This window comes from Actinomadura gamaensis (assembly GCF_042652125.1).
Classification (GTDB): Bacteria; Actinomycetota; Actinomycetes; order Streptosporangiales; family Streptosporangiaceae; genus Spirillospora; species Spirillospora gamaensis.
Genome location: NZ_JBHSIT010000001.1, coordinates 311,006 through 333,399 on the forward strand (window position 1 = coordinate 311,006; position 22,394 = coordinate 333,399).

A 22,394-nucleotide genomic window follows, 5' to 3' on the forward strand; every position below is an offset into this window, starting at 1 on the left:
GGTCGGCGACCGGTCGCGCCTTCGCGGTCGGGAGGTTCGTGCGGTGGGCGGGCATCTGACGTGGGAGGACGTGCGCGCGCACGCCCTCGACTAAGCGCTTGCTTGGCTAGCCGGGCCTACCGTGATTCTCACATGAGACTGGAGTCTCATCAAGGGTCTAGCCTGCCGACCAACTGTGCCCTGCGCCACGTTTCGGACGGCCGAAGCCGCGTCTCAGGCCGCGGTGTAACGCAGCGGAGCGTCGCCCGCACGGGCCGCTCTCCCACGCTTCTCCAGGACCCGGAGGTGCGCGGCGGCCTCGCCGGCGGCCATCTGGCGGGACTGGAGCGACATCGCGTCCCACGCCTCGCGCCAGGCGAGCGCCGAGGCCAGCTCCCACAGCGAGCGGGGCTCGTCGCCGAGCAGGGACGCCAGTTCGGTCAGCCGCGCCTCGTGGTGGGCGGCGATGTCCCGGGCGCGCGCGGCGAGGCCGTTGAAGCGGAACTGGTGGGCGGGGAGCACCTCGTCCACGGGCAGCGCGCCCACCCGGTCGAGCGAGGCGAGGAAGTCGCCGAGCGGATCGGTGTCGGTGCGGTCGTAGGGATAGAGGCCGATGTGCGGGGTGATGCGCGGCAGCACGTGGTCGCCGGTGAAGATCCGGCCGGCGTCCTCCAGGTGCAGGCAGAGGTGGCCGGGAGAGTGGCCGGGCGTCCAGACCGCGCGGAGCCGGCGGGCGGGCAGGTCGATCAGCTCGCCGTCCTCCAGCTCGCGGTCGGGCTGCGCGGGCGGGTCCACGTGGCGGCGGCGGGGATGCGAGGCGAGGTCGCGGTCGTCCGCCCCGGCGCGCCGGAGCGAGTCGGAAACCCACGCGCGGTCCGCGTCCTGCTCGACCATCGCCCGGAACCTGCGGACGAGGTCGGCGTCCGCGCGGTGCATCGCGATCCACGCGCCGGACGCCTCGCGCACGCGTCCCGCCAGCCCCGCGTGGTCGGGATGGTGGTGCGTGACGACCACGCCGTACACGTCCGCGACGGACATGCCGAACGCGGCGAGCCCGCCGGTCAGCGCCTCCCAGGCGTCCTCGTGCTGCCAACCGGCATCGACCAGGACGGGTCCGCGCGGGCTCTCCAGCGCGTACACCAGCGTGTACGCGAGCGGATTGCCCGGAATCGGCACCGGAACGCTCCACAGGCCGCCGCCGAGGTCCTCCGGTTCCGGCCGCACGCGCGCCCTCCCTTCACGGGGATGGATCGGGATGGATGACGGGAGCGATGAATGACGGGAGGGATGGACGTCGGGAGGGGATGGACGTCGGGAGGGTTAGACGGCGGGAGCGATGGACGTCGGGTCGGTGGAAGTCGGGAGGCTCAGCCGGAGCAGCGTTCGAGGACGGTCGCCGTGGAGAGGGCGCCGCCGCAGCACATGGTGACAAGGGCCGTCCCGGCGTCGCGGCGTTCCAGCTCGTGCAGGGCGGTCGTCAGGAGCCGCGCGCCCGTCGCGCCGACGGGATGGCCGAGGGCGATCGCGCCGCCGTTGACGTTGACGGTGTCCATGTCCGGTTCGTGGACGGACGCCCACGACAGCACGACCGACGCGAACGCCTCGTTGATCTCGGTGATGTCCATGTCGCGGATGGACATCCCGGTCCGGGCGAGGACGCGCTCGGTCGACTGGATCGGGCCGTCCAGGTGGTAGTACGGCTCGGACCCGACGAGAGCCTGCGCCTTGATGCGCGCGCGAGGACGCAGGCCCAGCGCGCGCGCCTTCGCCTCGTCCATCACCAGGACGGCCGCCGCGCCGTCGGAGATCTGCGAGGACGACCCGGCGGTGTGCAGCGCGCCCTCGCCCATGACCGGCTTGAGCTTGGCGAGCCCCTCGCGGGTGGTCTCCCGCAGGCCCTGGTCGCGGGTGACGGTGCGCGTCTCGCCGGTCGGTTCGCCCTCGGCGTCGAGGACGGGCGCGTCGATCGGGGCGATCTCGCGCTCGAACCGTCCGTCCGCCCAGGCCTTGGCGGCGAGCTGCTGCGAGCGGAGGCCGAACGCGTCCACGTCGTCGCGGGTGAGGCCGCGCCGCTTGGCGATCCGCTCGGCCGCCTCGAACTGGTGCGGCATGTCGATCGACCAGTCGTCCGGGCGCGGCTTGGCGGGCAGCACGTTGCTGCCGAGCGGCGAGCGGCTCATCACCTCGACGCCGCAGCCGATCGCGACGTCCACGACCCCGGCCGCGACCTGCGCCGCCGCCAGGTGGACGGCCTGCTGCGCCGACCCGCACTGCGCGTCGATCGTGGTCACCCCGGCCTGCCACGGCAGTCCCGCGTAGAGCCACGCGTACCGGCCGACGTGCCCGCCCTGCTCGCCCGCCTGCGTCACGCAGCCCGCGAAAACCTGTTCCACTTCCGCGCCGTCCAGGCCCGCGCGTTCGAGCACGGCGTTGAGCGCGTGCGCGAGCACCGCCTGCGCCTTGAGCCCGGCCAGCCAGCCGTTGCGCTTGCCGAGCGGCGTCCGAACCGCCTCCACGATCACCGGGGTGCCCATCCGCGACTCCTTGCTGGAACGACGTTCGGATTCCGACTGTAACGTGTTCTAGTTTTGGGTGGAAGGGGGCGCGGCGGGCGGGCGGCGCTTGCGACGTTCCGGACGGGTGGGGAACCATCGGCCTCATGCCGGACGAACTGCCGCCTTTCGACGACGACTTCATCGCGGGCGCGTCCATCTCCGAACCGTCCGCCCGCGAGCGCTCCCGCCGGCGCTCGCGCCTGCCCCGGCTGCCCCGGCCACCGCGCCGCCGGCGCCGCCGCCCGGACGGCGAGACGATGAGCTACCTGAAGGCGTCCGGGCTGGTCGGCGGGGCCGTCGTGGTGCTCGGCGCGGCGGCCACCGGGATGTGGTGGCTCGGCCGGGACGACTCGCCCGGGCCGTCCTCGGTGACGCTGAAGCTCCAGAGCCCCACGGCGAGCGCGCCGCCGTCCGACCCGTTCGCGGGCAGCCCGGCCGCCTCCTACGAGGACGGCGAGGCGGGGATCGTCATGCCCGCCGCCAAGGCCACCGCCGGTCTGACCGGCACCGACGTCGAGGCCGCCTACGCCCGGATCAAGCGCATCCTCGTCGCCGCCGACCTCGACCCGGCGACCGTCTACTCCGGGGACGGCAAGCCGCTCGCCGCCGCGCTCGACCCCGAGCAGGCCAAGAGCCTGCCGTCCCACCGGACCTGGGCGACCGCGTTCGCGCCCGGCACCGTCGTCGCGGCGACCGGGACGGTGAAGGTCCACGGCACGGTCACGCCGTCCGCCGGGAAGGACGGCCTGACCGTGCGGACCGACCACAACTTCGTCTACGCCGTCCACCGGCCGAAACGCGCCGAGGTGGTGCAGCGCGTCATCGTCCGGCGCACGGCGACGTTCACCGTGACGCGCGAGGGCGACGACGTGCGCGTCTGGATGAGCCGTTCGGGCCGCAGCGTCGCCCCCGCGCCCTGCGCGTCCGCGAACGACTGGATCCGCCCGACGTTCCCCGGCGACCCCGGCGGGGGTGATTCCACGTCTCCCCGCGAGGACCCCTACGACATGTCCAAGCCGCCCGCCTACGACGAGGGCTGCCGCCAGGTGATCCGTACCTGACCCTCACAACGGCGGCGGCTTGCGCGCCATGTGCGGTCCGGGGTGTTCCGTGGTGATCCGCGGGCGGAGCGGGCCGGGGGCTGCCAGGATGGCTGCTTTCGGAAGGGGCCGATCATGACGATTCCGCCGCCGGACCTGCTGTGGGCGCACGGCGCCGTCCGCGCCGCGCTCGGGCGCGGGTTCAGCCTGGACGCGGAGGGCGTCGCGTCCGAGGACATCGGGAACGGCTGGTGGCGGCTGTTCTGGGGCGAGGGCGGACGCGCCGTGCTGCTCGGCTTCGACAACGACTACAGCGACACCGCGGTGGGCGGCCCGCCGCTCGACCTGCTCGCGGACGCCCCGGACTGGCTGCCCTGGGAGCGGGTAACCACCCACCTGCACCGTGACTGGCCCGTCGGCTTCGTCTACTGGTGGGACGGTTCGTCCTGGGGGCGGACGTCCTATACGTGCGAGGACGGCGCCGAGTCCACGCTCCCGACCGACGACGGCGAGCTGGCGGAGCAGGCCGGGCTCGCGGGCGGGTCCGTCCGGCCGGAGGTGCCCGCGGGGCGGGGCGAGCCGCCCGGGCGGAAGGTGCCGTGGGACGGGCTGCCCGAGGTCCACGCGACGATCGTCGGAAGCGCCATGAAGCGGGCGGAAGAGCGCTCGCGTCCGGTTCGGCCGCCGAGCGAGGCGCTCTCGGCCGTGGTCGAGTTCCTTCGCGCGAACGGTCAGGACGAGATCCTCGCGGGCTACATCGGCGACCAGCACCTCCCGTATCGCGAGCCGCAAGGCCCGTTCGTCAAAGGCGAGCTCGGCACGCTGCTCGACGCCTTGCGCGCGCACGAGGCGGACCCAGAATCGGGACGCTGGCTTTACGTTCGCGTCACGGCGGACGGTCGCGTCTCGCGCGCGTACGACACGCTGCCCGACTGGTGGCACCCGTCGACCGAACACACGTGGGCTTGGCCGGACATGCTCAAGCTCGAACTCGCTTCGCGTGCCGAGCCGTGGCGTCCCGACTGGGAATGGCTCCTCGACGCGGCCGCCTTGGGCGACGGCGTCCCGCCGGACCTCTGCGCCAAGACGCGCTCGTAGACCGCGCTCGTAGAGAGGCGCGTCTGTGCGGACGAGGAGCCTCACGCGTTCGTGCGGACGCGCAATGTCACATGTCTGGGCGGACGAGGAGCCTCGCGTGTCTGTGCGGACGAAGAGACTCAGGTGTCCGTGCGGACGAGGAGTTTCTTGTAGGTCGGGACGAGGGCGCGGCGCGCTTCGAGCCGGGCCTCGATGCGGTAGGGACGTCCTGAGGCGAGCAGGGCGCGGAGCGTCGCGGCCACCTGCGCCCGCGCGACGGCCGCTCCCAGGCACAGGTGCCGCCCCGCGCCGAACCACAGTTGCCGCGTCTCGGGCACGTACGGACGCGTGACGTCGAACGGCCCGACCGCGTTGTTCGCCAGGTGCGTGAGCACGAGGATCCGCTGTCCCGGCCGGAGCCGGGCGCGCGGGGTGAGCTGGACGTCCCTGGCCACGTGGCGTCCGATCAGCGGAGCCGGGGTGGCGACGCGCAGACCCTCACGGACGACCGCGGGGAGCAGCGCTTCGAAGTCGTCCAGGACGAGGCGCTGCTGGTTCGAGTCGTGCAGGAGCGCGACCGTGCGCAGCGTGCCGGACACGCCGGTCTCGGTGCCCGCGACGACGAGCAGGGTCGCGAGGCCGCGCGCCACGTCCTCGCTGAGCCCGAGCATGCGGCATCGGCCCAGCAGGGTGGGCGGCCCTGCCGAGCGAGGCCCGGAAGGCCCGGACGGCGCGGCCGAGCGGTAGGCGGACGGGACGGCGGCGGTCAACTCGTCCACGATGGCACGCGCCTCCGACAGAACCGGCGCGGGCAGGTCGGTGGACGCCGTGGTGCCGAGCGCGAGCGACGCCAGGCGCTCTCCGAGCGTGAACATGCGGCGATAGTCGTCCGCCGGCTGCTCGGCCGGGAGTCCGAGCAGGTCGCAGACCATTCGTCCGGCCAGGACGCGGGCCGTGTCGGCGATGTCGATCGTCGCGCCGTTGGTGAGGTCGGCGGCGAGGCGCGCGTGGTGGGGGCCCTGCGTGCGCGCGATCAGGTCGCGCGCGGCGTCCTCGGTGAACAGGTCCCGGACGGCCGTGCGCAGCTCGGCGTGGCGCGGCCCGTCGAAGAAGCCGCCCATCTCCGGGCCGAAGAGCTGCGCCCACAGGTGTCCGACGCCGCCCTCGCCGCCCATCGTGAACGCGGCGTGGTCGTTGAGCACCCGGCGCGCCAGGACGGGATCGGTCACCACCCATCCGACGCGCGGGACGCGGGTGAGCGGCCCGGCATGCCGGAACGCGCACAGCAGGACGTAGAGCCACGGGTTGGCGGCCCAGATCAGCCGGGCCTCAGGTCGGGTCAGCACACGCCGATCCTCCCCGGCCGCGTCCGCCGGAGGCATGCGCCATCCGCCCGTGCCGGGTGGGCGAAGGTACTCAGGCCGGGGTGAGTGCCGTACGCAGCCGCTTTTCCGTAGGAAGCCCCTGTCGGGGCGCCGGCCCGCGGGCCACGCTGGTCCCCATGCCGGGCGGAGAGAAGTGGACCGAGATCGGGGGACCTGGACCGTGATCAGAGCGCGTATCGCCGGCGCCGCCGCGTATTTGCCCGAGACCGTGCTGACCAGCGCGGAGGTGGAGGAGCGGATCGAGGGGTACCGGCCGCACCCGACCATCGTCGAACGGATGACCGGAATCCGGGCCCGCCATGTCATGCGGCCCGACCAGCAGGCCTCGGACCTGGCCGTCGAGGCGGCCCGGCGGCTGGGCGCCGACCCCGCGGCCCTCGACCTGCTGATCTTCGGGTCGGCCTCGCAGGACCTGGTCGAGCCCGCGACCGCGCACATCGTCGCGGACAAGCTCGGCGCGTCCTGCCCGGTCTTCGACGTGAAGAACGCCTGCAACAGCTTCCTGAACGGGCTCGAGACGGCGGACGCGCTGATCCGGACCGGCCGGCACGAGCGGGTGCTGGTCTGCACGGGCGAGGCGCCGTCGCGGGCCGTCCGGTGGCGGGTGCGCGACCGGGCGCAGTTCGTGGACGCCTTCGCCGGGTACACGCTCGCGGACGCGGGCGCCGCCGTGCTGGTCGAGGCCGACCCGGACGGCCGCGGGATCTTCTACCGGGACTTCGCCGCCGTGTCGTCGGCGTGGCGGATCGGGACGCTGCCGGGCGGCGGGTCGATGCGTCCGCGCGACCCGGACGCCACCTACTTCAGCGGGGACGGGCGGCGGCTGAAGGAGGCGTTCCTCGCCGCCGGCCCCGAGATCTTCCTGACCGCCCTGGAGAAGACCGGGCTGACCTGGGACGACTTCGCCGTGGTGGCCGTCCACCAGGTGACCCTCCCGTACCTGGAGGTGCTGCGGTCGCTGCTCGGCATCCCGGCCGACCGGCTGGTCGTGACGCTCCCCGACCACGGGAACATGGCGTCCGCGACGCTGCCCGTCCAGCTCGCGACCGCCTGGCGGGACGGCCGCTGCGGCCCCGGCGACCGGGTCGCGATGATCGGGCTGGCGGGCGGCGTCAGCCTCGGCGTGATCTTCATGGAGCTGTGATGGACCTCTGGGTCGTGGTCCCCGCCTACAACGAGGAGCGGTCGATCGGCGCGACGCTGCGCCGGCTCGCCGAGCAGACCGACACCGGCTTCACCGCGGTCGTCGTCGACAACGCGAGCACCGACCGGACCGCCGCGGTGGTCCGCGAGTTCGCCGCGATACATCCGAAACCCGAGATCCGGATCGTCCTGGAGACGACGAAGGGGACCGGGGCCGCCGCCGACACCGGCGTCCGGCACGCGATCTCCGCCGGGGCCACGCACGTCGCCCGCACCGACGCCGACTGCCTGCCCGACCGCGGCTGGATCGCCGCGCTGAAGCGCGCGTTCGACGACGGACTGGAGATGGTCAGCGGGCCGCTGCGACCGCGCACCGACGAGTTCCCGCTGAGACTGTGGGAACGGCGGCTGCTGCCGTCGGTCATCGCGCTCGCCGCCTGGTTCGGGCGCTTCCGGCCCGGCAACCAGGACCCGCTCTACCTGGGCCCCTACGTGATGATGCCCGGCTGCAACGTCGCGATCACCGCCGACCTGTACCTGCGCTCCGGCGGCTTCCCGCGCACCCGCATCGAGGACGTCCACGAGGACCGCGCGCTGGTCAACCGCGTCCGCTACCTCAGCGACCGGTACGGCCTGCGCCCGGACGTGATCGTCTACGGCTCCGTCCGCCGGCTGCGCGCGTTCGGCCTCGTCCGGACCCTCGGCTGGTACGCCGACCACCGCTACCGCCCTCCGATCGTGGACATCCGATGACGCCGGCACCGCTGACGGGAGGGAGCGCCATGACCAGCGAGGCATTTCCGGCCGCTCGTCCGGCGCGGGGGTTTCGGCCGGCTTCTTTGAGCTGGGAGACGCGGTTGTATCTGGCCGCGCACCCGGTGGCGTACCCGCTGCTGCGGGGGCTGGCGCGGTGCGGTCCGGTGGTGCGCGTGCCGGGGGTCGGCGTGGTCGTGAACGACGCGTCCTGTGCCCGGTCGGTCCTGATGGACGGCGAGACCTTCCGCAAGGACGGCCCGGGCTCGCCCGGTGATCTCTGGACGCCCGTCCTGGGGCCGTCGGTGCTGCTCAACATGGAAGGCGAGGCGCACCGCGCGCTGCGCCGCCGCCTCACCGAGCTGTTCACTCCCGGCTACGCCGAAGCCCTGGTGGACGACGTGCTCGCCGTCCCGCTCCAGGCGGTCTCGCGACGCCTCGCCTCGGGCGAGACCGTCGATGTCGTCGCGATGATGCGGGTGATGGCGGGCGCGGTGATCAGCCGGGTCATCGGCCTGGAGACGGCGTCCGAGAACGACTTCCGGTCCCTGTTCGAGGCGGGCGAGCGGATCGTGTCCATGGTCTCGCTCCGGACGCGCCGCCTCTCGCCCGCCCAGATCGCCCGCGCCCGAGCCGTCCTGGACCCGCTGGGCGACATCGCGGCGAAGGCCTACGCGGACGGCTCGCCCTCGACGGTGATGGGCCGCATGCGCACTTTGGGCCTCTCCGAAACCGAGGCTCGCGGAGCCGCCGCGGCCTTCTTCCTCACCGGGACCGAAACCGTCGCGACACTCGTCCCGCGCCTGATAGCGCTCCTGCACGACACTTCCAGAGCCGTCTCCGGAGATGCGTCCCACCGGCCAGGCGGCTTTGCGGACGGTCCGGAAAGGCCGTTCGGCGGCGCGCACGAGGCGGCCGACTTCCTTGATCGCGCGATCGACGAGGCCATGCGCGCCACCACCCCGACCCCGGTGATGCTGCGCAGCGTGCACGCCGAAACCCGGATAGCGGACGTGCCGGTGCGACCGGGCGACCGCGTCCTGATCGCGACGCACAACTGCTGCCGCGCGTACGGGCCGTTCGATCCTTCCCGTCCGCAACCTCCCGAGCTGCGGCGACTCTGGTTCGGAGCCGGTCCGCACTTCTGCCTCGGCTACCCCCTCGCCATGGCCGAGATCCGGACCGTCACCCGGACGCTCCTCGCCGCCGGGCCGCTGACCATCACCCGTCGGCAGGCCGCCCGCGGCGTGCTGATCCCGACCTACCGCCGCCTCCACATCAAGCGCGGTCCCGAGGAGGGGCCCCGATGACACTGATCCGACGGCTCCTGGAGCAGGCCGAGCGGACGCCGTCCGCCGTGGCGCTCATCGCGGGCGACGACACGGAACTGACCTACGGCGAACTGCGCCACCGGGTTCTGGCCGTCCGAAACGGGCTGCGGGCCAACGGGCTGCGTCCCGGCGACGGCGTGCTCTTCTCGGTGCGCCCGTCCCCGGACAGCCTGGTCCTCGCCCTCGCGGTCGTCGCGGCCGGGGGAGTGGTCGTCTTCGCCGACCCCGGCGCGGGCCCGGAGATGTTCGCCGCCCGCCTGCGCCTGGCAGATCCCCGCTGGTCAGCGGCCGAATCCGGGCTCTACGCGGCGAGCCGCCTCCGCCCAGTCCGCGCCCTGGCCCGGCGCCGGGGCCTGCTCCTGCCTGACCTCGCCGACCTCCCGCTCCGCCACATCCACACGGGCCGCCGCCTCCCCGGCGTCCCGCGCTCGTCCCTCTCGCTGCACAGCCTCCTCACCACGCCGCACGCCGTCCCGGACGAGCCTGACCTCGATCTCGACCCTGACCCCGATCTCGACCCTGACCTCGATCTCGACCTCGACCTGGATCTCGGCCTCGATCCGGACGCGCCCGCGGCCGTCATCTTCACGTCCGGAACCACCGCGAAACCGCGCGCGGTCGTCCACACGCAGGCGTCGCTGGTCGCAGCGCTCGACCTCTTCCGCGAACGCCTGCCGCTCGGCCCCGGCGACGTCGTCCACACCGACCAGCTCATGCTGGGGATTCCGACGCTGGCGTCGGGCGCGCGCTGGTCGATGCCGCCGCTGTCGGCGTCACCGACGCGGTTCGCGCTGCAACTGCGCGAACGCCGTGTTACGCACACGTTCTGCGTCCCCGTCCACCTCGCCGAGATCCTGGACGTCGAACCCTCGCTGCCGAAGACCCTGCGCTACGTCCTGCTGGGAGCCGCGCCCGCACCGGCGGCTGTCCTCCGCCGCGCGATCGAGGCCGCGCCCCACGCCGAGGTCCTCTCCGTATACGCGATGACCGAAATCCTGCCCGTCGCCATAGCGTCCGCCTCGGAGAAGCTCGCGCACGCCGGAGAGGGCGACTACCTGGGCGCCCCGCTCGCCCGTGTCCGCGTCGCCCCGGACGGCGAACTCTGGCTCTCGGGCCCCAACCTCTGCCGCGGCTACCTCGGCGACCCTCCGTTGACCGAACTCCCCACCGGCGACCTGGTCCGGCTGGAAGGTGACCGGCTGGTACTCATGGGCCGCAAGAAGGACATGCTCATCCGCGGCAAGTTCAACTTGTACCCGGGCCTCTACGAACCCGCGATCACCACCCTGGACGGCGTGGACGACGCCGCCATCATCGGCGTCCCCGACCCCGAGACCGGCGACGAGCAGGTCGTCCTCGCCGTCACCGGCACCGCCACGCCCGACACCCTCCGCCGCCGCCTTCCCCACCTCATAGACCACGCCGCCCTCCCGGACCGCATCGTCGTCCTCCCCTCCTTCCCCTACACCGGCCGAACCCGGAAGCTGGACCGCGCCTCCCTCAAACAAGCCCTCCAATAACCCCCCATTCGCCTCCCTGGCTCACCCGCACCAGCCGCGCTTCGGAGCCCCCACCAGCCTCTTTGCGCCTGCATGGCTTCCTTCCCGTCGCCGGCGAAGCAGCGCGCTGCCCGCTCTGCGCGTCCCGCCTCCGACCCGCACGAACGCCGCCACCTGACCACCTCACCCACAGGGAGATCAGCTGATGAGGATCGCGGTGACCGGAGCGTCCGGTTTCGTGGGCGGTGCCGTCGCCCGCGCGCTCGCCGCCGACCACGACGTCCTGGAGTTCGGACGCCGCCCCGGCTACCGCTTCTGGGACCTCACCCGAGGCCCCCTGAGCGCGCCACCACCTGTCGACGCGGTGATCCACTGCGCGGGGAGCGTCACCGACTGGGGACCGTCCGCCGAACTCTTCGCCGTCAACCTGACGGGCACCCGCCACGCCTTGGCCACGTGGCCGGGCGCACGCTTCGTCCACGTCAGTACGGCCAGCGTCTACGACCCTCACGTCCCGCACGTCATGACCACCGAGGCCGAGGGACCGTCGCGCCGCCACCTCAACGCCTATGGCGCGTCCAAGGCCGCCGCCGAACGTCACGTGCTACGGCATCCGGACGCCGTCATCCTGCGCCCGCACGCCGTCTACGGCCCGGGTGACACGACCCTCCTCCCACGCGTCCTCTCGGCCGTGCGCGGCCGGTTCCTCCCCGCAGTGGGCACCGGCCGCCAGCGCATCAGCCTGACCTCGATCGACAACCTCGTCCGAGCCTGCCGCCAAGCCCTGACCGCCCCGCCCGGCGTCTACAACATCACCGACGCCGAACCCATCACGCTCGACTCCGCCCTCCGGACGCTCCTCCGAGAACGAGACATCGACGCCCGCCCGCTGTACCTCCCGCACCGTCCCACCAGAGCCCTCGCCGCCGCCGTCGAAGCCGCGTTCCTCCTGGCACGCAGCCCGCGCCCACCCCGCCTGACCCGCTACGCCATCAGCCACCTGGCCCAAGAACGCACCTACGACATCACCGCCGCCCGCAACGCCTTCGCCTACGCACCGACCCCGACAAGCTTCACCTCCGCATCCACCTGGTAACCCGAACCGCCCCGCCCCCGCCCAGGAAACGCCACCTCACCCCCACCACAAGACCGCGTACCGGACTGCGCGCCTCGGACCGGCTAGCCGGACACCTTCAGGTGGAAGCCGCCTCGGATGACCGGAGAGGCCGCCGCAGGAGCCATGCACTTGGTGAGGGACCCGAATCCCATGAACCTCGTCGCGCCGGAGAGCCCGATCCGGCTCGGCCCGCCGTGCCGTCCGGCGACGTAGAAGCTGACTCCCATGCGCGTGCCGATCTCCTTCTTCCAGTACGGTCCGGCGTCCTTCAGGATGCCCGTCACCGTCGCGTTCGGCCCGCCGGCCGTGACGCAGTCGACCGCGAGATCCCCCCAGTTGAACTTCGGCGGCTGACCGCCGGGCTGCGCCATGAGATGGGTGATCCGCACCGTCCCCCAAGCCCGTGTGGGGAACGCCCCGCCGCCGTAGACGGCGTGGGCGTCCACCTTGACCTCGACATCGTCGTCCTTCGCGCCGAAGGCCATCCGTCCCGCCCCGGAGATGTGGGCCGTCGTCTCCTGCCCCGGCCCCTTGGCCGTCTCCGGCACCGCCGCAGCCGCCGTCGCCGCGACGGCCGACGCGGCGGCAACGGTGGCGACACCGACCAGAACCCGAGTCCGTCCTTTGAGCATGTCTTCCCCGTTCCCTCTCAGCCGGCCCGGCGCCGCAGCGCACCCACCAGCCCGAACATCGACACCTCATGATCGTTAACGGGCCGATCCCCGAGCCTCCCCCGCAAGTCTCCGCCACCTCACCCCCAAGGGTGAATCTCCCGCCTCACCCATCCCGCCGACGCTCGGATCGCGGCCGGTTGCTCGCCCTGGCCCGCCAGCTCCTCAGCTTGCGCGCCCACGCGCCCCCTTAGTTCTGCTAGTTCTGCGTTAGTTGGAAGACATTCCAGCCTCCTCCTTGGCGGATGTTCCGAAGGGATTGTCGATGATGTAGCGCCAGTGGCCGTCCTTTCCGCGGCGGGCGACATCGGTGGCTGTTCCTTCGATCCGAACCGGTCGTCCCTCCGCGTCCGTCCCTTCGATGACCCAGTCGACGATGAGCAGCGCGGTGTCACCCGCGGCGTAGACGTGGCGCGGGCGGACGGTGATGGGGAGTCCCAGGCTCACGAACTGGCTGTTCGCGGCCTGGGCCTCCTCGCCGGTCAGCGGCGTGCCCGGCTCCGGGACGAACACGGCGCCGTCCTCGTAGACCTGCGCCAGTGCCTCCAGATCGCCGCTGTTGAAGCGTTCAGCGAATACCGTCGGCACGTCTTCGGGACGCTCGGCGAGCCCTCGCATTTCCTGCACCACCTTCCGACTGAGAAAATGCATCGGAACGGACGTTAGGAGGCGCTTTCGTGGCTCACCAAACGGTTGGTCACCCGGAACACGCCGGTGAGCGGATCGACACGGCCGAGCCCCGCCCTGGTCTTCCGGACGATCCACACGCGCACGTCGCAGCCCCGACGCCGAGCTGTCCCGTCGAGATCGCCCTCGACGTGCTCCGCGGACGCTGGACGACCCTCGTCATCCGCGAACTGCTGCGCGGCGAACGCAGCTACACGCAACTCCGCGAAGCGCTCCCCGCCCTCTCGGACAAGGTGCTCTCAGACCGGTTGACGCACCTCACCCAAGCCGAGGTCGTCGCCCGCCACCGAACCCCGGGCTGGCCACCGACCACGCGTTACGAACTCACGCCACGAGGCCAAGCCCTGGGCCCCGTCCTCCAAGCCCTCTGGGACTGGGGCACCAAAGCCGCCTCTCCCACCCCCGAAGCAAGTCCCCATCTCTGAACACCTCGGACAGGCACGGACCAGCTCGGTCCATGTCTGACCAGCTCGGACCAGCTCGCTCCATGTCTGACCAGCTCGGACCAGCCCGACGGGGCGGCCCCGCGGTCTTCGGGCGGGGGTCAGGCCGTGGCGGGGTAGGCCGATGACTCGCGGGTGGCCTGGTAGGCGGCTTCGTGGGCGTCCACCAGTTCGTCCCAGTGTTCTTCGGCCCAGGCGCAGGCGGCGGCGATGGGACCCAGGAGGCTGCGGCCCAGCGGCGTCAGGGCGTACTCGACGGAGCGGTGCTGCTCGTGGCGGGAGATCAGGCCGCTTCGTTCGAGGGAGCGCAGGGACTGGGTGAGGGACTTCGGCGTGACGTTGCGCAGGGCGACGCGCAGCTCGGAGAAGCGGCGCGGGCCGCCCTCCAGGCAGCGGATGATCATGCCTGCCCATTTGTCGCCGAAGCGGATCGGGCTCACGGAGCTCGGGCAGAGCTCGTCGAACATGTCCGCGGGGAGAGGTGTGCGCACGCGTTCACGGTATCCAATCGGATACCTCCCTTCTGGTTAGCGTCCTGCCATGACCGAGATCACCGTTTTCGGAGCGGGCGGACGCGTCGGACGCGCCGTCGTCCGCGAGGCCCTGGCCCGTGGCCACCGCGTGACCGCCGTCGTCCGCGATCCGTCCGCCCATACCAGCGTGGCCGACGACGCCACCGACCCGAAAGTCGACGCCCATCCTGTGGATAACTCCGGCGCGAACGAGGACGGCCGTAGCGCAGGCGTCGTCACGTACGTGCGGGGCGACATCCTTGACGCGGAGGCCGTCGCGCGATTCACCGAGGGGAAGGCCGCGGTCGTGAACGCCGCGGCCGACCTCAGCGCGGATCCCGGCGAGCACTTCCCGGCGGCCAACCGCGCGCTGCTCGCGTCCGAGGCGCCGCGGGTCATCGCCATCGGACTGGGGTCCTACCTGGAGATGAGCGACGGCGGCACCTGGATGGACCTGCCGGACTTCCCGCCCGAGTACCGGCCGTTCAACGAGGGGCACCTCGCGGGCGTGAACGTGCTGCGCGAGGGCGGGAACCGCCTGGACTGGCTGATCCTCAGCCCGTCCGGCGACTTCGACCACGACGCCGGACGGACGGGCGAGTACCGCGTCGCGCCCGGCTCCCCGTCCAGCCGGATCTCCCTGCCCGACTTCGCCATCGCGGTGCTCGACGAGATCGAGAAGCCGTCGCGCTCGCACACGCATGTCGGCGTCGAAAACGGGATGCGTTCATGAAAACCCCCGGATAGAACGTCCACATGGACGAACAAGCCCTGCCCGGCGGCAGAACGACCGGTACCGTGCGCGTCGGCGACACCGTCCGGCGGACGGTCCAGCCGTGGACGCCGTCGGTGCAGGCGCTCCTCCGCCACCTGGAGGCGGCCGGATTCGAGGGCGCGCCCCGCGTCCTCGGGTTCGACGACCGGGGACGCGAGGTGCTGACCTTCATGGAGGGCGACGTCATCGGCGACCTCCGACCCTGGCCCGCGTGGGCGGTAGCGGATGATTCGCTCGCGCAGGCCGGGGCCTGGGCGCGTCGCCTTCACGACATCACGGCCGATTTCGTCCCTCCGGCGGACGCGCGCTGGTTCACCGGACGTCCCTGGCGGCCCGGCCTGATCCTCGCCCACAACGACGCCGCGCCCTACAACGCCGTCTGGCGGGACGGACGCCTCGCCGGATTCGTCGACTGGGACACCGCGAGCCCCACCACCCGCGAGTTCGAACTCGCCTGGATGGCCCTGACCTGGGTTCCGCTCAACACCCGCAGCTATGCGGACGTGCTCGCTCCAGGCGACGCGACCGAGCGGTCACGTCGCCTGCACGTCCTGCTGGACGGCTACGGATACGACGGCGACCGGGCGTCCCTCCCCGAAGTGATCGCTCGCCGCGCCCGCGTGAACGCCCAGGTCATCCGCCAGATCGCGGCGGGCGGCGACCCCGTTTACAAGGCCCTGCTCCCGTTCGCGGACGACCAGGACCAAGCCGCCATCGACGTCCTCTCCCTCCCTGCCTCCTTCTGGGAGCCCTGACCCCGCCGTTCCCGGCCTCGACCACCGCGTCAGCTACCGCGCTCGGAGGCCGCGCGTCGCATCGTGTCTCGCCGCGGAACGGGCGCGGGGGCCGGTGGAGGGTCAGGAGGTCAGGGAGATGAAGAGGGCTTCGCCTTCCTTGCGGTAGCCGACTCTCGCGTAGACGCGGGCGGCCTGGTCGTCGGCGGGAGTGAGGAAGAGGGTCGTGATCCCGGCCTTGGCTCCGGCGCGGGTGAGGAGAGCGGTGACGGCGCCGGCTATGCCCCGGCGGCGGTGGGTCGGGGCGGTGGCGATGCCCGCGACCTCGGCGACGCCCGCGCGGGGGGCCAGGAGCTGTCCGGCGCCGACGATCTCGCCGGTGGCCGTGTCGCGGGCGGCGGCGATCAGGCCGTCCTCGGCGAGGAGCCTGAGCATCCGGGCCAGGTCGTGGTCGGCGGGCGGGGGCGCGTCGAAGGCGGCGTTGGTGACGCGGGCCACGGCCCACAGGTCGTCCGTCGCGGAGGCGGGGACGAGGTCCACGCGGAGGGACGGGTCGAGCGGGACGTCCGTGACCTGCGAGGGCGGGCAGACGAGCAGCGGGTAGCGGCCTTCGGGGGTGAATCCGGCGGCCAGCAGGACGGGTTCGACCTCCGGCGCGGCCCGCGGGATGTATTCGAGGCGGGGGACGCGGGAGCGGGCGCGGAAGGCGGCGACCAGCGCGGCGACGTCGGCGGGGGTGGGGACGGCGCCGTCGTCGGGGACGGCGTGGTTGAACGGCAGGTCGGGGTCGTCCGGATCGATCTTGGCGGTGAACGGGCCGACCCGCAGCCGGTGGTCGTCGGGGATGTTCCGCAGGAAGCCCTGCACGTCACTGATCAGCACGTTGCCGCACGGTACGCGCGGTGAGCGGCGGCGGGCCAGCGAATTATCGAGCGCGGTGAGCGGCGGCGGCCGGCGAATTATCGAGCGCGGTGAGCGGAGGGCCGGCGAAATATCGAGCGCGGGGAGCGGGGGCGGCCCGGCGAATCATCCGATGCAAGATCATCGGTTTTGTCATGATCAGCCGTTGTCCGGGGGAGACGTCCGTGTTGGTCTGCTGGGGGACGCGGACGGAAGGGGTCGACGATGACCGGCAGGCCGGAAGTGATCAACGCGGAGCACCGCCGCTACCACGAGCTCGGGTGGTGGCGGAGGGAGACCTTCCTGGACGACCTGGACCGCTGGGCGCGCGAGGCCCCCGACCGGCTCGCCGTCGTCGGGCACTGCTGGGAGACCTCGCGCGGGCCCGACCGCCTCCTCACCTACGCCGACCTCCACGACGCCGTGAACCGGTGCGCCGCGGGCCTCGCCGAACTCGGCGTCCGGCGCGGCGACCGGGTGGCGATGCAACTGGTCAACCAGTGGCAGACGACGGTCCTCGCGCTCGGGTGCGGGCGGATCGGCGCGGTGGTCGTGCCGTACTTCATCGCGACCGGGGCGTCCGACACCGAGTGGATCCTGCGGCGCAGCGGCGCGCGGGTCGCGGTGACGATCGACGGGGTGCGCGGGCTCGAACCGGCCGCGGTGATCGCCGGGATGCGCGACCGGCTGCCCGATCTGCGGCATCTGGTGGTCGTCGGGGAGAACGTCCCCGAGGGCGCGTTGCGGTTCGACGAGGCGCTGCTCGCGCCGTCCGTCCGGCTGGACGACCTCGACCTGGAGCGGCCCGGCCCGGACGACCTCTTCCAGATCATGTACACGTCCGGAACGACCGGGCGTCCGAAGGGCGTGCGGCACTCGTTCAACACGCTCTACGCGATGGCGCGCGGCTACGTCGATCCGCTCGGGCTGACCGGCGAGGACGTCATGACGACGCCGTGCGTGGTCGGCGGCCAGGGCGGTTGGCTGTACGGGATGCTCGCGCCGCTGCTCGCGGGCGGGACGGCCGTCTGGGCGGACGCGTTCGACGCCGCGGACCTGCTGGACCTGGCGCACGATTACGGGATCACCGTCGCGTACATCACGCCGTCCGTCCTCGGTGACTTCATCGAGGAGCAGGACGCGAACCCGCGGAAGGTAAGACTCAGGTATCTCGTCTCGGGATCGCTGCCTATCCCACCGGCCATGCCCGCGCGCGTGCACGAGGTGTTCGGTCTTCCGCTGCTGCCGCTATGGGGGATGACGGAGAACGGCGGCGTCACCATCGGACGTCCGGGCGATCCGGACGACATCGCCGTCCACAGCGACGGACGTCCCGTCGACTGGATGGAGGTGCGTCTCGTAGGAGACGACGGGCGCCCCGTCCCGGAGGGTCAGCCGGGACGGCTCGAAGTGCGCGGCGCGAACATGTGCCTCGGCTACCAGGACGACGACGCGCTGTTCGCCGCGTCCCTGCACGACGGCTGGTTCGCGACCGGCGATCTCGCGCGGCCCGACGGACGCGCCGGCATCAAGATCGTCGGACGGGTGAAGGACATGGTCAACCGGGGTGGCGTGCACGTTCCGGGCGTCGCGGTCGAGGGCGTCCTGCGGGAGCATCCGAACGTCGCCGAGGTCGCCGTCGTCGGCGAGCCCGATCCGGTGCTCGGCGAGCGCGTCGTCGCCGTCGTCGTCCCGGCCGGCGAGCCGCCGACGCTCGACGACCTGCGCGACCTCGCCCGCACGGCCGGGCTCACCCGCGGTTTCGAGCCCGACCGCCTCGAACTGGTCGAGGAACTGCCGAAGACCCCCACCGGCAAGGTCCGCAAGCGCGACATCGAGGAGGCCCTGGCCCGCCGCGCGGCGGACCCCGCCGCCCGGTGAGCCCGCGCCGCGCCCCCGCCGGACCGCTGGCCCCGGCCGCCGGGCCGGACCGGGGGCGGCGGGTCCTCGCGCTCGGATCGGTGCTGGTCGCGCAGGTCATGGCGGTCGTGGACTACAACGTCGTCAGCGTCGCGATCCCGTGGCTGCTCCGCGACTTCCCCGGCAGCACGCTGGCCGGGCTGTCCTGGACGATCACCGGGTACACGGTGGTGTTCGCGGCGGTGCTCCTTCCGGCGGGCGGCCTCGCCGACCGCTACGGGCCCCGCCGGATCTACCTGACGGGGCTCGCGGTGTTCACCACCGGGTCGCTCGCCTGCGCGCTCGCGCCCGGACCGGGCGCGCTCATCGGCGCGCGGCTGCTCCAGGCGGGGGGCGGCGGCGGGGTCGTGGCGCTCGGGATGTCCATCGGCGTGGACGCCTTCCCCGGCCGCCGCGCGCAGGCGTTCGCCCTGTTCGGGGCGGTGTCCGGGATCGCGGCGGCGGCCGGTCCCGCGCTCGGCTCGGCGCTGGTCGCGCTCGGCGGCTGGCGGTGGATCTTCCTGATCAACGTGCCGCTCGGCGTGCTCGCGTTCGGCTGCGGCGCGTTCGGGGTCCGGGCCGTCCGGCGGGACGGGACGCGCGGCCTCCCGGACCTGCTGGGCGCGGCGATGCTCGCCGTCGGCGTCGCCGGGATCGTGCTCGGCCTCGTGCGCGGACCCGACTGGGGCTGGACGTCCGGACGGGTGCTCGGACCGGTCGCGGCCGGGGCGGCGACCACGGCGCTCGGCGTGCTCGCGTCGCTGCGTCACCCGCGTCCGTCGGTGGACTTCACGCTGCTCAGAGCGCGTTCGACCGCGCTCGGGAACGGCGGGATGGTGCTGGCGAGCGTCGTGTCGTTCGCCGTGCCGCTCGCCGCCGCGCTGTTCCTCACCGCCCGCTGGGACTACTCCACGCTCGGCGTCGGGCTTGCGCTGACCCCGGCGCCGCTGACGTCGGCGCTGTCGTCGTGGCTGAGCGGCCCGCTGCTGCGGCGGCTCGGGACGCGGGCCGTCCTCGTGGGCGGCGGGATCGCGGGCGCGGCGGGCTGGGCCTGGCCCGCGGCCATCGGGTCGGACGGCCCGTACGCGCTCGTCCTGCTCCCTGCGCTGATCGTCGGCACCGCCGGGACGACCGTGCTCACGATCGCGCTCCAGACGCTGTCGATGGCGGCCGTCCCGGCGGGACGATCCGGCAGCGGCAGCGCGCTGATCATGCTCGCCCGGTCGGCGGGCTCGGCGATCGGCATCGGCGGGCTCACCGCCCTGCTGCACAGCGCGTCGGCGGCCGGGTTCCGGGCGGTATGGGCGGGGATGGCGCTGTCGCTGCTGCTCACCGCGCTCATCGGCGGCACCTGCGCGGGGCGCCCGCCACCCGGAGCGGATGGCGGGCGCCGGGACGCGGCCGAAGGGGGCCACGCCGCTGACAGCGTGCCGTGACCGGGCCGTCCGGCCGGACGAGAGCGAGCCCTCGATCCCGGCGGAACCCCGGCGGGCGCCGTTCGGAATCTTTACCACGGAGGCGTGCGCATGGCGGTCACTCCTTTCTTTCAAAGCGTGCCGTGAATTCGTGCTCATCGCGTTCTGGGGACGTTGAATTGTTTCGGCGACACACGGCCCATCGCCGAAAGAAACGTTCCCGAGTGGTTACCACGGGGGCGTGCGCATGCGGCTCACCTCCAATTCTGCCGGGAGCTGGCCCGGGGATGTCCGGGACGCTGGGAAGCGGGAGCGGAAAGGCGGCTCGGCGGGCGGCGGACGAGGAAGTCGGGAAGCGGACGGCGACCGGAGCCGAAGCCCGGAAACGCGAAGTCCGGGCGGCGGGGAGTCCGGGCGGCGGGGAATCGACGAAGGCGGGGGCCGGGAGGCGGGAGTGGCGAAGTCGAGAAGGAGGGCGGGGCCGGGAGGCGGGAAGCGGAAGCAGCGAAGTCGAGGACGAGGCCGAGGACGAAGTCGAGGTCGAGAGGCGGAGCGGCGAGGTCGAGGTCGGGAGCCGGGCGGGTGCGTCAGAGTTCGAGCAGCAAGAAGTGCTGGGGCAGGTGCAGGGCCAGGCCGAGCCGCATGGTCGCCACGATCACGGCCGCACCGTCCGACCCGGCGAAGCCGTCCGGTCCGGCGGAGTCGCCTGGCCTGGTCAAGCCGTCCGAGCCGACCGAGCCGTCGGAACCGGCCGAGCCGTTCGCTCCGAGCGAGCCGTCTGAACCGGCCGAGCCGCCGGGTCCAACGGAGCCACGTGGACCGGCGGAGCTGCCGGGGCCGATCGAGCCGTGTGGATCGGCCGAGCCACCCGCTCCGGCGGAGCCGTGTGGACTGGCCGAGCTGCCGCGGACGATCGAGGCGTCCGGGCTGGCCGAGCTGCCGCGGCCGATCGAGGTATCGGGGCCGGCTGAGCTGCCGTGGCCGATCGAAGTGTCGGGGCCGGACGAGCCGTTGGGGGCGGTGGAGCGTCGTAGCGCGAGCGTCGACTCCTCCCCGTCCAGCAGGGTGATGCCGGCGCGGAAGTCGCCGAGCAGCACCGTGTCGCGTTCGATCATGCGGGTGCGGGTGATGCGCAGGCCGGCCGCGTCCAGCGCGGCGAGCGCGCTGGAGCCGACCAGGCGCCAGTAGTTCGCCGGGTGCATGACCAGCCCGTCGCACGAGCCGCCCATCTCCTCGACCTCGGCGCAGCCGTCCATCAGCGCGTCCAGCAGGCGTTTCGGGCCGGCCGAGGCGCGCCGCACGCCGGGCGCGGCGAGCAGGCCGGTGATCGCGCCGTCCGGGGAGCCGCGCAGCAGCGCCTCGTTCTCGACCGTGCACAGCCGCACCACGACCCGATGCTCGACGAACCGGGCGAGCAGCGCGGGATCGGCGCACAGGTCGGCCGGGACGGGCACGCGCACCGACAGCTCGGCCAGCTCCGCCTTCGCGACGGACGGCCGGAACACGGCCTCGGGCGTGGCGGCGTAGGCGGTGTCGGAACGTTCCCCGGACCCTTCGTCGCGGAGTTCGCGCACGTAACGGAGGGCGTGGTCGGTGACGGTGCCGCCCTTGGTCTGCTCGCGGACGGTCGGCCGGGGCCGGGTGGAGGCGAGCGGGAAGAGCGTGGTCAGTGGCGTCCGCACCCGGACGACGGCGTCGCCGCCGCCCGCCCGCGCCACCGCGAGCGCGAACTCCTCGCCCACGCTGCGGCTGCGGAGCGCCGGGTCGTCGATGAGGTAGTCCAGCACGGGGAACTCCCCTCGTGTATTGCCGTTTCCCGGCCGTTCCGGATCGCGGACCGGCCGAGTCGGCGCACTCGATCTTGTCTGCGCCAGTTCGGAGACTAAGCAACCGGCGCACAAATGGAAAGGGGTGGGCGCAATCTTGTTGGATAAATACCCGCCGTGATAGAACGGGCCCTGCCGATTGGTCTCGGACCGTTCGAGGTGATGAGGTGCCGGAATTCAACGACGAGCCGAACGCGGAACGTCACCTTTTCCCTCGGGACCAGCGGAATATCTCATCCTCCTTCCCGCGTCCCGGCGGCGTCCCGACGGCCGCGTCCTCACTTCCCGGCACCGACCCGCATCGGCCCGTAGCCGTACACTCCGCGTTCACCGTTCCGTCCCTCGCCGACCCGGTTCTGGACCCCCTCACCGGGACCGGCCCGCGCCCATCCCGCCACCCGGCTCCCGCCTGTCCTCCACCCCATGGCACCACCGCCACCGCCGCCTCCGCCACCGCCGCCCCCGCCTCCGCCTCCGCCGAGGACAACGTGGAGGGCGATGGTCACCCGCGGATGGACGGAGATGCGGGACGCGATCGTTGGCGAGAGGACGCCGGGACGACGGAGTGGGGGATTCCCTGGTGGGAGGCGTTGCGGGCGGGGGAGAGCCGGGCAGCCGAGCCGGGGTGGCATCGGACGTTCCGGGCCGCCTAC

The 22,394-nt window shown here is 72.8% G+C and carries 20 protein-coding genes; 12 read left to right on the forward strand and 8 right to left on the reverse strand.

Annotated features, from left to right (window positions below):
• Nucleotides 1-213 precede the first annotated feature (213 nt).
• Nucleotides 214-1,203: an MBL fold metallo-hydrolase gene (locus tag ACFPCY_RS01475; RefSeq protein WP_378251704.1), complete on the reverse strand. Its 990-nt coding sequence runs from the start codon at nucleotides 1,201-1,203 to the stop codon at nucleotides 214-216.
• Nucleotides 1,204-1,346: 143 nt separating this feature from the next.
• Entirely contained in the window at nucleotides 1,347-2,513 is a 1,167-nt protein-coding gene (locus tag ACFPCY_RS01480; RefSeq protein ID WP_378251705.1) for a steroid 3-ketoacyl-CoA thiolase, read from the reverse strand.
• A gap of 125 nt (nucleotides 2,514-2,638) precedes the next feature.
• Here ACFPCY_RS01480 and ACFPCY_RS01485 point away from each other — a divergent pair, with 125 nt between their 5' ends.
• Both ACFPCY_RS01485 and ACFPCY_RS01490 read left to right on the forward strand, forming a co-directional pair.
• Nucleotides 2,639-3,595: a hypothetical protein gene (locus ACFPCY_RS01485; protein WP_378251706.1), complete on the forward strand. Its 957-nt coding sequence runs from the start codon at nucleotides 2,639-2,641 to the stop codon at nucleotides 3,593-3,595.
• Between the two features lie 114 nt (nucleotides 3,596-3,709).
• On the forward strand, nucleotides 3,710-4,672 hold the full coding sequence (locus ACFPCY_RS01490) for a hypothetical protein (RefSeq protein WP_378251707.1): 963 nt from the start codon (nucleotides 3,710-3,712) through the stop codon (nucleotides 4,670-4,672).
• 119 nt (nucleotides 4,673-4,791) lie between these two features.
• Here ACFPCY_RS01490 and ACFPCY_RS01495 read toward each other — a convergent pair whose 3' ends face one another.
• The gene (locus tag ACFPCY_RS01495; protein WP_378251708.1) at nucleotides 4,792-5,997 is read right to left on the reverse strand and encodes a cytochrome P450; all 1,206 of its coding nucleotides are present in this window, start codon (nucleotides 5,995-5,997) and stop codon (nucleotides 4,792-4,794) included.
• 199 nt (nucleotides 5,998-6,196) lie between these two features.
• On the opposite strand from ACFPCY_RS01495, the gene ACFPCY_RS01500 reads away from it, so the two are divergent.
• From ACFPCY_RS01500 to ACFPCY_RS01520, 5 genes are all read left to right on the forward strand, one after another.
• Nucleotides 6,197-7,180, forward strand: a complete 984-nt coding sequence (locus ACFPCY_RS01500; protein ID WP_378251709.1) for a 3-oxoacyl-ACP synthase III family protein — start codon at nucleotides 6,197-6,199, stop codon at nucleotides 7,178-7,180.
• Complete coding sequence (locus ACFPCY_RS01505) at nucleotides 7,180-7,932, forward strand: glycosyltransferase family 2 protein (protein WP_378251710.1); 753 nt, start codon at nucleotides 7,180-7,182, stop codon at nucleotides 7,930-7,932. Before ACFPCY_RS01500 ends, ACFPCY_RS01505 begins: the two co-directional genes overlap by 1 nt.
• Nucleotides 7,933-8,036: 104 nt before the next feature.
• Nucleotides 8,037-9,242 (forward strand): cytochrome P450, encoded by a 1,206-nt coding sequence (locus ACFPCY_RS01510; RefSeq protein ID WP_378251711.1) that lies wholly within the window; start codon nucleotides 8,037-8,039, stop codon nucleotides 9,240-9,242.
• Nucleotides 9,239-10,783, forward strand: coding sequence for a class I adenylate-forming enzyme family protein (locus tag ACFPCY_RS01515; protein ID WP_378251712.1), 1,545 nt, complete (start codon nucleotides 9,239-9,241; stop codon nucleotides 10,781-10,783). Before ACFPCY_RS01510 ends, ACFPCY_RS01515 begins: the two co-directional genes overlap by 4 nt.
• A gap of 184 nt (nucleotides 10,784-10,967) precedes the next feature.
• The gene (locus ACFPCY_RS01520; protein ID WP_378251713.1) at nucleotides 10,968-11,858 is read left to right on the forward strand and encodes an NAD-dependent epimerase/dehydratase family protein; all 891 of its coding nucleotides are present in this window, start codon (nucleotides 10,968-10,970) and stop codon (nucleotides 11,856-11,858) included.
• An 83-nt stretch (nucleotides 11,859-11,941) separates the two neighbouring features.
• On the opposite strand, the gene ACFPCY_RS01525 is transcribed toward ACFPCY_RS01520, so the two are convergent.
• Both ACFPCY_RS01525 and ACFPCY_RS01530 read right to left on the reverse strand, forming a co-directional pair.
• Nucleotides 11,942-12,511: a hypothetical protein gene (locus ACFPCY_RS01525; RefSeq protein WP_378251714.1), complete on the reverse strand. Its 570-nt coding sequence runs from the start codon at nucleotides 12,509-12,511 to the stop codon at nucleotides 11,942-11,944.
• 249 nt (nucleotides 12,512-12,760) lie between these two features.
• Nucleotides 12,761-13,201 (reverse strand): YybH family protein, encoded by a 441-nt coding sequence (locus ACFPCY_RS01530; RefSeq protein ID WP_378251715.1) that lies wholly within the window; start codon nucleotides 13,199-13,201, stop codon nucleotides 12,761-12,763.
• 26 nt (nucleotides 13,202-13,227) lie between these two features.
• Here ACFPCY_RS01530 and ACFPCY_RS01535 point away from each other — a divergent pair, with 26 nt between their 5' ends.
• On the forward strand, nucleotides 13,228-13,662 hold the full coding sequence (locus ACFPCY_RS01535) for a winged helix-turn-helix transcriptional regulator (RefSeq protein ID WP_378251716.1): 435 nt from the start codon (nucleotides 13,228-13,230) through the stop codon (nucleotides 13,660-13,662).
• Nucleotides 13,663-13,781: 119 nt separating this feature from the next.
• Here the strand turns inward: ACFPCY_RS01535 and ACFPCY_RS01540 are convergent, their stop codons facing one another.
• The gene (locus tag ACFPCY_RS01540; protein WP_378251717.1) at nucleotides 13,782-14,171 is read right to left on the reverse strand and encodes a winged helix-turn-helix transcriptional regulator; all 390 of its coding nucleotides are present in this window, start codon (nucleotides 14,169-14,171) and stop codon (nucleotides 13,782-13,784) included.
• A 49-nt stretch (nucleotides 14,172-14,220) separates the two neighbouring features.
• Between ACFPCY_RS01540 and ACFPCY_RS01545 the strand changes: the two genes are divergently transcribed.
• Both ACFPCY_RS01545 and ACFPCY_RS01550 read left to right on the forward strand, forming a co-directional pair.
• Nucleotides 14,221-14,925 (forward strand): NAD(P)-dependent oxidoreductase, encoded by a 705-nt coding sequence (locus ACFPCY_RS01545; protein ID WP_378251718.1) that lies wholly within the window; start codon nucleotides 14,221-14,223, stop codon nucleotides 14,923-14,925.
• Between the two features lie 23 nt (nucleotides 14,926-14,948).
• On the forward strand, nucleotides 14,949-15,722 hold the full coding sequence (locus ACFPCY_RS01550) for a phosphotransferase (RefSeq protein WP_378251719.1): 774 nt from the start codon (nucleotides 14,949-14,951) through the stop codon (nucleotides 15,720-15,722).
• Nucleotides 15,723-15,824: 102 nt separating this feature from the next.
• Here the strand turns inward: ACFPCY_RS01550 and ACFPCY_RS01555 are convergent, their stop codons facing one another.
• A complete protein-coding gene (locus ACFPCY_RS01555; protein WP_378251720.1) occupies nucleotides 15,825-16,583 on the reverse strand; it encodes a GNAT family N-acetyltransferase in 759 nt (252 codons plus the stop codon).
• 243 nt (nucleotides 16,584-16,826) lie between these two features.
• Between ACFPCY_RS01555 and ACFPCY_RS01560 the strand changes: the two genes are divergently transcribed.
• The gene (locus tag ACFPCY_RS01560; protein WP_378251721.1) at nucleotides 16,827-18,482 is read left to right on the forward strand and encodes an AMP-binding protein; all 1,656 of its coding nucleotides are present in this window, start codon (nucleotides 16,827-16,829) and stop codon (nucleotides 18,480-18,482) included.
• A complete protein-coding gene (locus ACFPCY_RS01565) occupies nucleotides 18,479-19,936 on the forward strand; it encodes an MFS transporter (protein WP_378251722.1) in 1,458 nt (485 codons plus the stop codon). The genes ACFPCY_RS01560 and ACFPCY_RS01565 overlap by 4 nt, the downstream gene beginning before the upstream one ends.
• 566 nt (nucleotides 19,937-20,502) lie before the next feature.
• On the opposite strand, the gene ACFPCY_RS01570 is transcribed toward ACFPCY_RS01565, so the two are convergent.
• Nucleotides 20,503-21,702 (reverse strand): family 3 encapsulin nanocompartment shell protein, encoded by a 1,200-nt coding sequence (locus ACFPCY_RS01570; RefSeq protein ID WP_378251723.1) that lies wholly within the window; start codon nucleotides 21,700-21,702, stop codon nucleotides 20,503-20,505.
• Between the last annotated feature and the right edge of the window lie 692 nt (nucleotides 21,703-22,394).

Coding starts and splice junctions, on each gene's coding strand:
- ACFPCY_RS01545 (WP_378251718.1), top strand. CDS start 14,221: ATGACCGAGATCACCGTTTTCGGAGCGGGCGGACGCGTCGGACGCGCC.
- ACFPCY_RS01530 (WP_378251715.1), bottom strand. CDS start 13,201: ATGCATTTTCTCAGTCGGAAGGTGGTGCAGGAAATGCGAGGGCTCGCC.
- ACFPCY_RS01520 (WP_378251713.1), top strand. CDS start 10,968: ATGAGGATCGCGGTGACCGGAGCGTCCGGTTTCGTGGGCGGTGCCGTC.
- ACFPCY_RS01560 (WP_378251721.1), top strand. CDS start 16,827: ATGACCGGCAGGCCGGAAGTGATCAACGCGGAGCACCGCCGCTACCAC.
- ACFPCY_RS01505 (WP_378251710.1), top strand. CDS start 7,180: ATGGACCTCTGGGTCGTGGTCCCCGCCTACAACGAGGAGCGGTCGATC.
- ACFPCY_RS01550 (WP_378251719.1), top strand. CDS start 14,949: ATGGACGAACAAGCCCTGCCCGGCGGCAGAACGACCGGTACCGTGCGC.
- ACFPCY_RS01480 (WP_378251705.1), bottom strand. CDS start 2,513: ATGGGCACCCCGGTGATCGTGGAGGCGGTTCGGACGCCGCTCGGCAAG.
- ACFPCY_RS01515 (WP_378251712.1), top strand. CDS start 9,239: ATGACACTGATCCGACGGCTCCTGGAGCAGGCCGAGCGGACGCCGTCC.
- ACFPCY_RS01525 (WP_378251714.1), bottom strand. CDS start 12,511: ATGCTCAAAGGACGGACTCGGGTTCTGGTCGGTGTCGCCACCGTTGCC.
- ACFPCY_RS01490 (WP_378251707.1), top strand. CDS start 3,710: ATGACGATTCCGCCGCCGGACCTGCTGTGGGCGCACGGCGCCGTCCGC.
- ACFPCY_RS01485 (WP_378251706.1), top strand. CDS start 2,639: ATGCCGGACGAACTGCCGCCTTTCGACGACGACTTCATCGCGGGCGCG.